This window comes from Rhodoplanes sp. Z2-YC6860 (assembly GCF_001579845.1).
In the GTDB taxonomy this organism is placed as follows: Bacteria; Pseudomonadota; Alphaproteobacteria; order Rhizobiales; family Xanthobacteraceae; genus Z2-YC6860.
Genome location: NZ_CP007440.1, coordinates 5,316,664 through 5,329,247 on the forward strand (window position 1 = coordinate 5,316,664; position 12,584 = coordinate 5,329,247).

The 12,584-nt window shown below is 63.1% G+C and carries 13 protein-coding genes; all 13 read right to left on the minus strand.

The annotated features are described in order from the left end of the window. Positions 1–100 precede the first annotated feature (100 nt). A complete protein-coding gene (locus RHPLAN_RS24995) occupies positions 101–787 on the minus strand; it encodes a response regulator (RefSeq protein WP_068023590.1) in 687 nt (228 codons plus the stop codon). A gap of 10 nt (positions 788–797) precedes the next feature. Then, positions 798–1,364 (minus strand): Spy/CpxP family protein refolding chaperone, encoded by a 567-nt coding sequence (locus tag RHPLAN_RS25000; RefSeq protein WP_068023591.1) that lies wholly within the window; start codon positions 1,362–1,364, stop codon positions 798–800. 306 nt (positions 1,365–1,670) lie between these two features. Then, a complete protein-coding gene (locus RHPLAN_RS25005) occupies positions 1,671–2,612 on the minus strand; it encodes an alpha-E domain-containing protein (RefSeq protein WP_068023594.1) in 942 nt (313 codons plus the stop codon). Positions 2,613–2,615: 3 nt separating this feature from the next. Beyond that, positions 2,616–4,034 (minus strand): circularly permuted type 2 ATP-grasp protein, encoded by a 1,419-nt coding sequence (locus RHPLAN_RS25010; protein ID WP_068031804.1) that lies wholly within the window; start codon positions 4,032–4,034, stop codon positions 2,616–2,618. 800 nt (positions 4,035–4,834) lie between these two features. Beyond that, positions 4,835–5,050, minus strand: a complete 216-nt coding sequence (locus RHPLAN_RS25015; protein WP_068023595.1) for a hypothetical protein — start codon at positions 5,048–5,050, stop codon at positions 4,835–4,837. Beyond that, a complete protein-coding gene (locus RHPLAN_RS40620; RefSeq protein ID WP_237179910.1) occupies positions 5,050–5,184 on the minus strand; it encodes a UbiD family decarboxylase in 135 nt (44 codons plus the stop codon). Before RHPLAN_RS40620 ends, RHPLAN_RS25015 begins: the two co-directional genes overlap by 1 nt. Next, on the minus strand, positions 5,181–5,801 hold the full coding sequence (locus tag RHPLAN_RS25020) for a glutathione S-transferase family protein (RefSeq protein ID WP_068023596.1): 621 nt from the start codon (positions 5,799–5,801) through the stop codon (positions 5,181–5,183). Before RHPLAN_RS25020 ends, RHPLAN_RS40620 begins: the two co-directional genes overlap by 4 nt. 140 nt (positions 5,802–5,941) lie before the next feature. Continuing rightward, a complete protein-coding gene (locus RHPLAN_RS25025) occupies positions 5,942–6,937 on the minus strand; it encodes an amidohydrolase family protein (protein WP_198164481.1) in 996 nt (331 codons plus the stop codon). A gap of 107 nt (positions 6,938–7,044) precedes the next feature. Continuing rightward, positions 7,045–8,640 (minus strand): outer membrane protein, encoded by a 1,596-nt coding sequence (locus tag RHPLAN_RS25030; protein WP_068023598.1) that lies wholly within the window; start codon positions 8,638–8,640, stop codon positions 7,045–7,047. A 185-nt stretch (positions 8,641–8,825) separates the two neighbouring features. Next, the gene (locus RHPLAN_RS25035; protein ID WP_068023599.1) at positions 8,826–9,584 is read right to left on the minus strand and encodes a molybdate ABC transporter substrate-binding protein; all 759 of its coding nucleotides are present in this window, start codon (positions 9,582–9,584) and stop codon (positions 8,826–8,828) included. A gap of 105 nt (positions 9,585–9,689) precedes the next feature. Next, a complete protein-coding gene (locus RHPLAN_RS25040; RefSeq protein WP_068023608.1) occupies positions 9,690–10,547 on the minus strand; it encodes a c-type cytochrome in 858 nt (285 codons plus the stop codon). A 28-nt stretch (positions 10,548–10,575) separates the two neighbouring features. Beyond that, entirely contained in the window at positions 10,576–10,881 is a 306-nt protein-coding gene (locus tag RHPLAN_RS25045) for a hypothetical protein (protein ID WP_157100458.1), read from the minus strand. 240 nt (positions 10,882–11,121) lie between these two features. Next, positions 11,122–12,561 carry a UbiD family decarboxylase gene (locus tag RHPLAN_RS25050; RefSeq protein WP_442971785.1) on the minus strand — a complete coding sequence of 480 codons (1,440 nt, stop codon included), beginning with the start codon at positions 12,559–12,561 and terminating at the stop codon, positions 11,122–11,124. Positions 12,562–12,584 lie beyond the last annotated feature (23 nt).

The following is a 12,584-nucleotide window of genomic DNA, read 5'->3' on the forward strand; positions in this document are numbered from 1 at the left end:
ACGGTGCATGAGATAGCGAACGCCCTCACCCCAACCCTCTCCCCACGGGAGAGGGAGCTCACCGCCGATGTCGCAATCGTTTCGCGTTCTCATCGAGCGATTAGTCCTGAACCTTGGCGAACACATAGCCGCTGCCGCGCACCGTGATGATGCGGCGCGGCTTCTTGGCGTCGTCCTCAATGGCTGAGCGGATGCGCGAGATATGCACGTCGATGGAGCGGTCGAAGGATTCGAGCTTGGCGTTCTTCAGCCCGTCCATGATGGCGTCGCGCGACATCACCCGCCCGGCGTGCTCGGCGAGCACCAGCAGCAGCGAGAACTGATACGGTGTCAGCGCGCATTCGGCGCCGTCGAGCCGCGCGTTGCGCGCGCCGAGATCGATCTCAAGCCGGCCGAAGCGCAGCACCTCGCTTTTCTGCTCGCGGCCGCGCCGCCGCAGAATGGCGCGCAGCCGCGCCAGCATCTCGCGCGGCTCAAAGGGCTTGGGCAGATAATCGTCGGCGCCGATCTCGAGGCCGACCACGCGATCCATGGCGTCGCCGCGGGCGGTGAGCATCAGGATCGGCGTCTGCGAGCGCGCACGGATGCGGCGGCAGACTTCGAGGCCGTCGATATCGGGTAGCATCAAGTCCAGCACGAGCGCGTCGAACGGCTCCTTGGCTTCCAGCGCCACGCCGTCGAGGCCGTGCGACGACACGGTCACGGCAAAGCCCGCCTCGCCGAGATAGTTCTTCACCATCTCGGCGAGCCGCGGGTCGTCTTCGATCAACAAAATCCGCTCGGTCACGGCGTTGAGCTTACCACCGATTCCAACGGTGCCCCCCACCGTGTGGCGGCAGGCGATCGGCAAGCTTGCGGCGCTGTTCGGGGGTCAGCACCTCAGCCATGTCGCCGATCGCCTGCGCCACGCGTTTGGAGAAAGCGTCCGCAAGCGCGACCTGCTCGGTGCGGAACTTCTCGATCGCGGCACGATCAATGGTCGGCTGCAGCAGCAGGTCCCGCGCGGCGGTACGCGCGGCCTTGGCCTTGTCGCGCATCGGCACCAGGTCTTTCACCGCGCCGCGCACGATGCCGCGGAGCTTTTCCTGCTGGTCAGTGGTGGCGTCGATCTCGATTGCGACATGACGGACCATGCGGTCGGCGCGATCTTCGATCTGCGCCGGATCAAGAGGCCCGCCCATGAAGCCGCTGTGCCAATGCACCGGCGACATCGGGCCGAAGCCCGGGCCCTGGCTGAAGGCCGTGGTCGCAGCAACGCCGGTGAGACCCGCAGCGAGGACGCCAGCCACGATCCAGGCGGTCCGGCGGCCGCGGTTGGGCGGCACGATGGTGCCGGTCGCTGGGGTATTGGGGTCCTCGGTCATCGACGGTCTCCTGTGGTTGGACATCAGCGCATTGAACTGATGCGAACATGGAGGCGGCCGGTTTCCGGCGTTTGTCCTGATTGTAAAGTTGTGTAAAGCGGCGGTTGCGTGCGGCGACCTGCTTGCGGCGGCTCAACACGCTCTCTTCCTGCCTTCGTCGCTCTCTCCCGGCCTTATGGTGAGGAGCGCAGCGAAGCTGCGCGTCTCGAACCATGGGCCGCCACGGACCGGGCTGCCCTCGTCCTTCGAGACGCATTGCTTCGCAATGCTCCTCAGGATGAGGGCGGAGAGAGAGACTACCACGCGCTAAGCCAGATACTGCTGCGTAATCGCCGATCCGAGCTTGTTGTTGTCGGTGATGAACGACGTGATGAACTCGTGCAGGCCGGACTGAAAAATCTCGTCCATCTTGCTGTTCTGCAATCGTGTGCGCACCGAGCGTGCCTGGCGCTGCGCCGGGCCCTGGCGGCCATAGACCCCGGCGATACGATCGAGATTCTGCACCAGGTTCTCGTAACAGCTCGACAGCGACCGCGGCATCTGGTCGTTGAGGATCAGCAGGTCTGCGATCAGCCAGGGCTTGAGGCTCTCGCGATAGACCCAATGATACGCCGTGAGCGCCGAGACCGAGCGCAAGATGCCCGACCACTGATAATAGTCTAGCGGCCCGCCGACATGCTCGTCGGCCGGCAGCAGCAGATGGTACTTCACGTCGAGAATGCGCGCGGTGTTGTCGGCGCGCTCGGTGTAGACGCCGATCCGCGAGAACCAGTAGGCATCGCTCCGCAGCATCGTCCGGTAAGCCGAACCATCAAAGCGCAGCGAACATTCCTGCACCCAGGTGAGAAAGCGCGCCAGCTCCTCACGCGACGACGGCCGGTTGCCGAAGCGCTTGAGCTCCAGCCACGTGGTGTTGATCGCGTCCCACATCTCCATGGTGAGCGCGGTGCGCACGGCGCGCGCGTTGGAACGCGCCACCTCGAAGCAGTTGCGGATCGACGACGGGTTCGAGGTCGAAAACGCGAGGAAGTCGGTGACGGTCGCCTCGTTGGCTTCCTCATGGGCGGCGAAGAAGGCATTGGAGCAGCCGGCGGTCGAAAGCGCCGACTCCCATTCGTTGGTCTCGCCGACGTAAGCCAGCGGCATGCTGGTGAGCCGCTGTGTCGCCTCCAGGATACGCGCGAGATACTCCGCGCGTTCGACGTAGCGCGCGAGCCAGTACAGGTTATCGGCGGTGCGGGAAAGCATCGGTCAGCGATCCAGTACCCAAGTATCTTTCGTGCCGCCGCCTTGGCTGGAATTCACCACCAGCGAACCGGCCTTCAGTGCCACGCGGGTGAGCCCGCCTGGCACGATGCGAATCTTGTCGCGGCCGGTCAGCACGAACGGCCGCAGATCGACATGGCGCGGCGCGATGCCGGCGTCGACACACGTGGGGCACGTCGACAGCGCCAATGTCGGCTGCGCGATGAAACCCTTCGGGTTGAGCTTGAGCTTGCTGCGGAAGCTTGCGACCTGCGCCTTGTCGGCGGCGGGCCCGATCAGCATGCCGTAGCCGCCAGAGCCGTGGACCTCTTTCACCACCAGTTCTTCGAGATGCTCGAGCACGTAAGTCAGGTGATCCGGCTCGCGGCAACGCCAGGTCGGCACATTCTTCAGGATCGGCTCCTCGCCGAGATAGAACTTCACGATGTCCGGCATGTAGCTGTAGATCGCCTTGTCGTCGGCGATGCCGGTGCCGACCGCATTCGCAAGCGTGACGTTGCCGGCCTGATAGGCTGACATCAGCCCCGCGACGCCGAGCGCGGAGTCGGCGCGGAACGACAGCGGGTCGAGGAAGTCGTCATCGACGCGGCGGTAGATCACATCGACACGCTTCGGCCCCTGCGTGGTGCGCATGTAGACGAAGCCGCTCTTGACGAAGAGGTCGCGGCCTTCGACCAGCTCGACGCCGAGCTTGTCGGCCAGGAACGAATGCTCGTAATAGGCCGAATTGTAGACACCGGGCGTGAGCAGCACGACCGTCGGATCGCCCGAGGCGGAATCCGGCGCGACCGACTTCAGCGTCGCCAGCAGTTCGTCCGGATAGTTCTCGACCGGTGCCACGCGGTGCCGCGCGAACAACTCCGGAAACAGCCGCATCATGATCTCGCGGTTCTCCAGCATGTAGGAGACGCCGGAGGGCGTGCGGGCGTTGTCTTCGAGCACGTAGAACGTCTCCGGATCGACGCGGACGATGTCGATGCCGGCGATGTGGACGTAGATGTTGTGAGGCACCTTCTGGCCGTTCATCTCCGGCCGGAACACCGGATTCTGGAACACCAGGTCGTCGGGCACGATGCCGGCGCGCAGCACCTCGCGGCGGCCATAGACGTCGCGCAGATATTCGTTGATGGCGCGCACGCGCTGTTCGAGGCCGCGGCGCAGCAGGTCCCATTCCTTGGCGCCGAGGATGCGCGGAATGACGTCGAATGGGATCAGGCGCTCGGTGGAGTCGGCCTCGCCATAGACCGCGAAGGTGATGCCGATCCGGCGGAACAGCAGCTCCGCCTCGCGGCGGCGATAATCCAGGACGTCGGGCTTCACGTCGCCCAGCCAGCCTGCCAGCTCCGAATAAGGGGCCCGGACGACACCGTCGGTCCCCTTCATTTCATCAAACGCAAGCCCCACCGGCATTCTCCCCCCGCCCGGCCATTGGCCCTAAGTCTGGCAGGTGTTCCGATGTCGATTGGTGCAAGCCTCGCGCCAATCCACAAGCTGGGTAAAGACAGGTTTTACAGGCATTTGCCACCCACGATGCCTAAATTATCAGCATAGACTAGCAGGAGCTGACTCCTTTTGATTAGCGCCTGCTTCAGCCAACGCTCCGCCGTCCCGGGGTTTTGTTTTTCGGACGCCCGGGTGCGCCCGTGTCCCTGTTTTCCTTGTCCTCTCCCATAGGAGAGAGGAATGGAGCGCCGGGAGGCGCCAGGAGGTTTGCGAAACCTCCTAAGGCCGGCCGTGCGATTGGCCAGCCTGCGCGCCAAGCTTCCGGGACCCATGGCCTTTGAGGGCCAGTGCTTTGAGGGCAGTGGGGGTCCCGCGGCACGCGGGCCCGTGCGAAGAGCCCGGCGCCTCCTGGCGCTCCATCCAGCGGCACGCATTGTCGGCGGCCACACCTTGCCTCGTCATCAGGTGTCGCGATCGACGACACGTCCGACGCAGACAAGACAGCACAACAATTACACTAGACGAAAGAACAAATCAAGAACATGTTTGACACCAAATGCTATTGACCGCTTCCCAAATCAGAATTAGTTGGCGAATGACCCTGCAGCCGTGGCGCTTGGCCGGAAAGGCGGGGCGGCCTGGTATAGGATTGCATGCAACGACACCCGCCACTCGGGCTTGAGCGGTTTGCCCACGTGACAGATTGCAACGATGAATGAACGTGTGGGCTCGGCGCTTCCACGCCTTGGCCGAGCCTACGTCTAGGTGAGTTCGATCAGCCCTTCAGCGCGCTCCGCCAGTCGCCGCCGCCCTGCTTCAGCACCTCGGCCACGTTGATGGCCTCCTCGCCCGGCACCCCGGATGCGCTTGAAGGCCATTTCCGGGGCCTTGAACGGCTTCGTGGCATCGAGCCCCATCTTGGCGCCGACGCCGTCGCGGTTCGACGGATCGAGCTTCGAGCCTTCGCTTTCCGACACTATGACCCGATCGCGGTCGGCCTGGAACGTGCCGCCACCGCCCGCTCGACCTCGGTCGCGTTGTGGATGCCGACATCCTCGCCGACCACGACGTGCTTGAGGTCGAAGTAGAGCACCCGATCTCGTCGCTTCAAACAGGAAACGGTCCCCACGCCCGCTGAGTGGCCGGACGAGCTTCTATTGAATCATGCCAGCGCTTCAAGCTGGGATAATCCTGGAGGCCGATATCTTTCACACCATGAAGGTGGACGTCGGAATACATCGTCAGGTCAGCGATGGAATAATCACCGCCGAAATATTCGTTGGAAGCGAGATGCCGGTCGAGTGTGCCCAGCATGTCGCGCAGGACGGCGTCATAGTGCTTCTGCGCGGGAGGCACCTTCTCGGGATTGCGCACGACCCAATGGCCGAACTGCTGCGCAAGAGTGGTGAAAGTCGCGGAGCCGTAGAACAACCATTGATCCACCTTCGCGCGGGCGACCGGATCGCTCGGATAGAGCTTGCCGGATTTTTCGGCGAGGTATTTGAGGATCGCGCCGGACTCGCAGAGCATGATGGTGGCGCCCCGAGGGCCATCGTGATCGACGATCGCCGGAATCTTGTGACCCGGGCTGATTTTCATGAACTCCGCCGACATCTGCTCTTTTTGCCGGATGTTGACGGGAATGATCTTGTGCGCGAGCCCGGTCTCCTCGAGCATCATCCGCGGCTTGTATCCGTTGTCAGTGGTCCATGTGTAGCAATCGATCATTCAACCCTCCGATGAATCCGACCGGCAAGGTCAAACTTCCCTCGCCTCATACGCCCAGAAGACTCAGACAGGACCAGCCTACCGGCTAAGGTCAGTGTCGTCACGACGGCGCGGCTTTGCAAAAACATCACGCCGGCGGATCACCCCGGCAGGTTCGGGAGCAAACGACGCGCGTTGCCGTGTTCGATGGCCGCAACATCTTCGGCGCTGAATCCGTACTTGCCGATTCCCGAGATGACTTCGGCTGCGGTCCGCGCCGGATAGTCGCTCCCCAGGAGCAACTGGGACACCGGCACCAGCGAAAGAAGGCCAGCCACCGTGCCCGGTAGGTTCGACTGGGCGAGGTCGTAATAAAATTTCCGGATTTCGTGCGACAAGCCGTTCGGCAGGATGGACTTTGCATCCTTCAGCGCCGCCGCCTCGCGGACAAACCGCTGATAAAGGAACGGCATGGTTCCGCCGGCATGCGAGAAAATCCATCGGATGTCCGGAAACTTCGCCGCCGTGCCGCTGAACAGGAGGCTCGCGATCGTGCGGGTCGTATCGGTGCCAAGCTCGATCGAGGAATCTCTCAGATATTGCGGCAATGGATTCTTGCAGCAGCTTGGGCTGAGCGGATGCGTATAGATGACAGCGCGGCGGCGGTTGAGCTCTTCATAGACAGGCCAGAACGCGGCATCGCCGAGATACTTGTCGCCGTAGCTCGTCACCAGACAGATGCCGTCGGCTTTCAGGGTGTCAAAGGCATATTCGATTTCCTTCAAGCTGCCGTCCGGATCGGGCAGCGACAGGGCCGCGAACATCCGGAAGCGTCCGGGATAATCCCTGACCAGACCCGCGGCATAGTCGTTGCTCTCGCGCGCCAGCCGCCGTCCGAGTTCGATGTCGCCGAACCACACGGCCGGCTGCGTGAGGGACACCACGGCGGTCGCCACGCCGTTCTTGTCCATGTCCTCGATCGACAGAGCGGGCTTCCACCACGGCTGCAGCTGCTCCGTGGGAGCGAGGCGCGCCAGATCGGCCATGTATTTCGGCGGCAGGATGTGGTGGTGAACATCGATACGCCCCGCGCTCTGTGCACGCGACGCGACCGGCGCGAGCAGCGTGCTCAAGCCGACTGTCGCGAGGCCCGACACCACATCGCGCCGCCGCGGATTCGACCGCGGCGAATTCTCAACAGCCTGAGCGGTCGTTTGACGCCGGCTCCCGCTATCCCATGTCACCGGAGCTTCCTCCAGGCCGCTTAGAATTTGTAGCTCACACCGGCACGCGCGGTGTGAATTTTCAAGTCAGGGAACGTGTAGTTCGTGGTGCACGGCGCGAAAGCCGTACAACCCGCTGTGGGCGTAGGAGCTGCCACCAGCGTCTCACCACCGAAGCTGTAGTAGAGGTACTCGGCGCGGACCGTCCAGTTGCCGATGAGCGTGGCCTCGTAGCCGCCGCCGGCGACCCAGCCGGTTTTCGTAGCGTTGCTCGCTGCCGGATATTCGCAACCGCCGACGCTGGTGGTGCAGCCAAAGAACGCGTCGCCCGTGTCGCCCTTGTAGTCGACGTTGGCCCACGCGGCGCCACCGGTGGCGTAGATCATGCCAGGCCCCCACACGGCGCCGACACGGCCGCGGACGCTGGCGAGCCAGTTGACCTCTTGCGACATGGTCATGACGGCACCGCGCGCCGTCGAGACCTGGCAGAACGCAAGGTCGCAGGATGGCGTTTGTGCGCTTGAAGCCTTGATTCCGGTGCCGACGATGTCGCCTTCAACGCCGATCACGAATTTCGGATCGATCTGCCAGTTGTAGCCGATGTGACCGCCAAACAGCGGGCCGCTGGCGCCGAGATCGTGCTGGGCGGAGAGCACGGCCGGGGCGGTCGCCACGCTATTCACGGACGTGGCGGTGAGATCGTTCCAGCCCCAGCCCGCATCGATGCCGGCATAGAGCCCGCTCCAACTGTGCGCGGCAGCGATGGCGCGCGGTGTGAGCGCTGCCATCGGCGCACCCGCCGGCTGGCCCAGCTTGTAAGTCAGGCCGGCGCGGACGGTGTGGATGTTCAAGTCCGAAGACGTAAAGGTCGCAATGCAGGGCGGAGCGCCGCAATTCGCGGCTGGCGCGCCAGCCGTGAGGGTCTGGCCGCCGAAGCTGTAGTAGAGATACTCAGCGCGAACCGTCCAGTTGCCCGCAAGCGCGGTCTCATAGCCAGCGCCTGCAGCCCAACCGGTTTTCGTGACGTTGCTCGCGGCCGAATATGTGCAAGCGATGCCGCCGCCGCCGCAACCGAAGAACGCGTCACCGATGTTGGCCTTAGTTTCAACGTTGGCCCAGGCGGCGCCGCCGGTCACGTAGATCAAGCCCGGGCCCCAGATGGTGCCGAGACGACCGCGGATGCTGGCAAGCCAGTTGACCTCTTGCGACATGGTGAAGAGCGCACCGGGCACCACCGTCGCGGGCGTGCAGAACGGCGTGGGACAGAACGCCGACTGCGCGCCTGAGGCCTTGATGCCGGTGCCGGTGATGTCGCCTTCGATGCCAACCACCAGCCGCGGATTGATCTGCCAGTTGTAGCCGGCATGCCCGCCGAACAGCGGACCATGGGCGCCGAGATCGAGATCGTGCTGTGAAGTGAGCGTGGTCGGAAAAGTCGCCATGCCGACCGATGTCGCACCGGTGGGATTGTCCCCTCCCCAGCCCGCGTGCACGCCGACATAGAACCCGGTCCAACTGAACGAGGGAGCGAACGGTGCCTTCATCGGCACGGCCTTCACCGGCATGTCGGCCGCGGCGCCCGAGTCGACGAGTCCCACGATCGTCGCCAGGACGAGCCAGACTCGAAAGAACCTCATTGCCCCCTCCAACCGACAACCGCCGCATTTCTTCGATGATTATAATCGGCCGGCACCAATCTCCGGGCAACCCAAACCCGGCAAAATTCGTTTGTGGAACTTGTGTCGTCAGAACGCCACACGACATGCCGCCACCCTGACGGGACCCAATCGGCCCCGTCAGGAATTCTTCAGCGGCCATCAATTTACGAAGCGCCATTTGCTGCGAAAGCGGCCTTTGCCTCCCGCGACACCAAGAACTTGATGAACCCTTCGGCTGCATCACGTTGCGAGGTTTTCGCCATGAGCACTGCGGTATACGTCAGAGAGCTCTGGAACTGAGCCGGCAACGGGCCAAGAAGCTTGATGCCTGGCGTCGTCGCGATCAGCGGTATCGTACCCGCCGCCATATCGTTGCCTTTGCCCTTCAACACAGGCTCGAAAATTCCGAGGGGCGTCGTGCGCACGATCTTGGACTTGAGCGTACCGGCAATACCCAGCCGCTCGAGGACTCCGGCAAAAGCTTCTCCCGACTTGACGCTGTTGAAGACAAGCAGGTCTGCACCAAGCAGAGTGCTCTTGAATTTTTCGACAGTCGAAATGTCGTACGCCGGACTGTCTTTGCGGTTGCCCAGACCGACGCCGACATGACCGATGATCGGCCTGTCGCCGGCGCTGACCTTGCCCGACTTCGTGAGCGCCTCGGCAAAGTCCGGCTGAACGATAACGACGTCTGCTGACTCGCCGTCTTCAATCCTCTTCTTCACGGCGGGCGATGGGTCGAACACCAGGCCGACTTTGTTGTGACTCTGCTGGCGATAAAGATCGACGACCTTGGTCAACGCAGGTTCGAGCGGGCTGTCGCTCATAACCTTGATGTCAGCGGCTTGGACTTTCGCAGTGCACGCACAGAATGCGACCGCCAGGAAGGCTTTCACGCATACGTGCTTGAGATTTGCGTTCATGGAGCCAGCTTCCCCGTTGAGTTATTCAACCAGTGGTCTGCCGCCCCGCCCAAAATTGCGCCTTAAATGCCGCACCGTCAAAGGAGATTCAGCATCGCTCGCGAGCTACTGAGATTTACGTCGCGCTGCCATATGCGCGAGATATTCGATCACCAAATCGATTTCGCGATCGCTCATCTGATCCGCGGTGAAACCGGGCATGAGCAGACCGGGCCAGCTTCGGACCGACCTTGGGTCGCGAATGAGCTTTTGCAGCCCGTCATGGGTCATGTACTCGGTTGGGCTCATCGGCTTGTTCATATCGGGGCCGAGAGTGCCTGAACCCGCGCCGTTGAGCGTATGGCAAGGCAAGCATTGCACAACGAAGAGCGCCTGGCCGGCGCGGACGGGGTGAGTCGCGGGTAACGCCGGGTCGACAGCAAGCGCCGGCCAGCGACTGCCCGGCGACGGCTGAGTCTCAAGCTTCGCCACCTGATACGGCCATTGCTCGCTGCGGATGGTGGCTGCGCTCGCGCCGGTCCAAACGATATAGAAGGGCCCGGCGCTCGCTGTCTTGCCGGGCAACGGCGGCCATGGCGCGTCGGCGGGCTCAATCGCGAGCCAGGCAACCGCCTTGGCCGGATCCGTGTTGGTCACGAGACCAAGCGGTAACTGGGCCGCGAACCCGTCAACCGCAACGGTCTCAAGCACACCGTCAACGGACGCCCCAAGTCCGGGCAGCAACACCGCCAACGGGATCGCGCGAAAACGCATAGTCTTGCCATACGCAACATCGTGGACAATTTCGACATTGCTCACTTCGGGGCGGGCCAGCAAAGCGTCCCGTTCAAAATGACGCGTATCGCCGTTGATCGAGACGTCGAGCACGGGGTCCGCCGACGCACTCGGCAACATAAAGAGAGCAAGAGACAAGATCGTGATCGAAAACCAGAAGAGCCGTCGAAGCCGCGATGATCCGCTCATCCCTGGGGACTCCTTCGATTGTGCGCTGCTAGCCGAACAGTCGGTTCCAAAATTCCTGAAACGGGCCGAGGCCGCCCTGCCCCAGATTGTCCAGTCCCCTGACGATCACATACAGGCCCGCCAGTTCTGCCAGCCGCTGATTCAATATGACGGCGATTTGAGATTGATCCGTGCCGGACAGAGAAGGGTCCACCGGAAAGAACGTGAACACGACAATGAAAACTCCTGCGGCGATTTCGCAAAGCCCATAAATCGAACGAGCCCTTTGGCGCACCCAAAACAGGAATAGCCCTGCCACCAATGCTCCAACCCCAATCAGCGCGTGGACGATCATTTCAATCCCGATAGTATTGGTAACGACAACGATAAGGACGGGTCGGCGTATTCCCATCCGAGCGATGCACGTACGCGGCGCCGTCGTTTGAAAATACGCGGCCGTCTCAAATTGCAGCACAATGGCGGGCTTATAATATAGCCCGCGGCACATCGTCGATATCAAACGATGTCCGCTTCTCGGCCGCTATCACCTGGAAAATGCGATGCGTTGAAATCGCGCCGCAATCGAAGCCGTTCGTCAGGACTTCAGCGCACTGCGCCAGTCAGCGCCGCCCTGCTTCAGCGTGTCGGCAACGTTGATGGCCTCCTCGCCTGGCACGTAGATGCGCTTGAATTTCATCTCCGGGGCCTTGAACGGCTTCGTGGCATCGAGGCCCATTTTGGCGCCGACGCCGTCGCGGTTCGACGGGTCGAGTTTTGAGCCCTGGCTTTCCGGCACGATCACCAGATCGCGGTCAGCCTGGAAACGCGTCGCTACCGCCCACTCGACCTCGGTCGGGTTGTGGATGTCGACATCCTCGTCGACCACGATGACGTGCTTGAGATCGAAGTAGCCCGCGAAGGCGCCGAGGATGACGTTCTTGCCCTGCCCTTCCTGCGTCTTCCTGATCTTCACAAAGAGGTGAAAGCGCATCACGCCGCCGGGGGACAGATGCACGTCGAGCACGTTGGAGAAATTCCTGCGCAAGTGCGTGAGCAGCGTCGCTTCCTTCGGGATCGCGCCGAGCAACTGATGCTCGAGCCCGCCACCGACGATGGTGTGGAAGATCGCGTCCTTGCGATGCGTGACCGCAACGATCTCCATCACCTCGCGCGGCGCGCGCTCGCCGTAGTATTGCGGGAATTCGCCGAATGGGCCTTCCGGCTCGCGCACGTGTGGCAGAAAGCGGCCCTCGATCACGATCTCGGCGTCGGCCGGCACGCGGATATCGCTTGCGACGCACTTCACCACCGGGAGCGGCCGACCGTGCAAGGCGCCGGCGATTTCGAGCTCGTCATGGTCGAGCGGCACGATGGCCTGCGAGGCGAGCAGCGTCAGCGGATCGACGCCGACCACGATCGCGGCGTCGAGCGGCTGACCCGCCTCCTCCGCCATGCGCTGGAACGTGAAGGTGTGCCGCGGCAGCACCAGCACGCCGAGCCGGTTCGGACCGGTGAGCTGGCAGCGGTGGATCGAGACGTTCTGCTTTCCGGTTTTCGGATTGCGCACGATCATGATGCCGGCCGCGATATACGGCCCGCCGTCGTGCTCGTTGTGGGTCGGCAGCGGCAGGATCTTGGCGAGATCGAGCGCCCCCCTGTCCTGACGGTGCACGACCTCCTGCGCGGGGCCGGATGCGACCTCCTGCCACGGCACCGGATTTTCGGCGGCGTTCTGGAAATGGGCCAGCACCTCGGAGGGCTCGACGCCCATGGCTTCGGCCATCCAGCCGCGGTCCGACACGAGCCCCGACACCACCGGGATCGGATGGCCGTCCGGCTTCGGAAACACCGTGGCGCGAAGCCCGTCGAGCCGCTTGGAATAGGCCGCGACCTCGAACTTCAAGCGGGTGTTGGGCTTGAGCACCGCGAGCCGGTCGCGCGCCGCCAGGTGGTCGAGCCAATCGCGCAAGGTGCGGACCGGTTGCGGCGTGTTGCTGCGGGTCGCTTCGGGGGGTGGCATATCGTGCTTGGACATGGGATGGAGGTGTATCATCCCTG

What these genes read in the sequence shown, in the direction of transcription:
- RHPLAN_RS25000 (WP_068023591.1), bottom strand. Translation starts at nt 1,364, where the DNA reads ATGACCGAGGACCCCAATACCCCAGCGACCGGCACCATCGTGCCGCCC.
- RHPLAN_RS25005 (WP_068023594.1), bottom strand. Translation starts at nt 2,612, where the DNA reads ATGCTTTCCCGCACCGCCGATAACCTGTACTGGCTCGCGCGCTACGTC.
- RHPLAN_RS25020 (WP_068023596.1), bottom strand. Translation starts at nt 5,801, where the DNA reads ATGATCGATTGCTACACATGGACCACTGACAACGGATACAAGCCGCGG.
- RHPLAN_RS25030 (WP_068023598.1), bottom strand. Translation starts at nt 8,640, where the DNA reads ATGAGGTTCTTTCGAGTCTGGCTCGTCCTGGCGACGATCGTGGGACTC.
- RHPLAN_RS25035 (WP_068023599.1), bottom strand. Translation starts at nt 9,584, where the DNA reads ATGAACGCAAATCTCAAGCACGTATGCGTGAAAGCCTTCCTGGCGGTC.
- RHPLAN_RS25040 (WP_068023608.1), bottom strand. Translation starts at nt 10,547, where the DNA reads ATGAGCGGATCATCGCGGCTTCGACGGCTCTTCTGGTTTTCGATCACG.
- RHPLAN_RS25045 (WP_157100458.1), bottom strand. Translation starts at nt 10,881, where the DNA reads ATGATCGTCCACGCGCTGATTGGGGTTGGAGCATTGGTGGCAGGGCTA.
- RHPLAN_RS25050 (WP_442971785.1), bottom strand. Translation starts at nt 12,561, where the DNA reads ATGTCCAAGCACGATATGCCACCCCCCGAAGCGACCCGCAGCAACACG.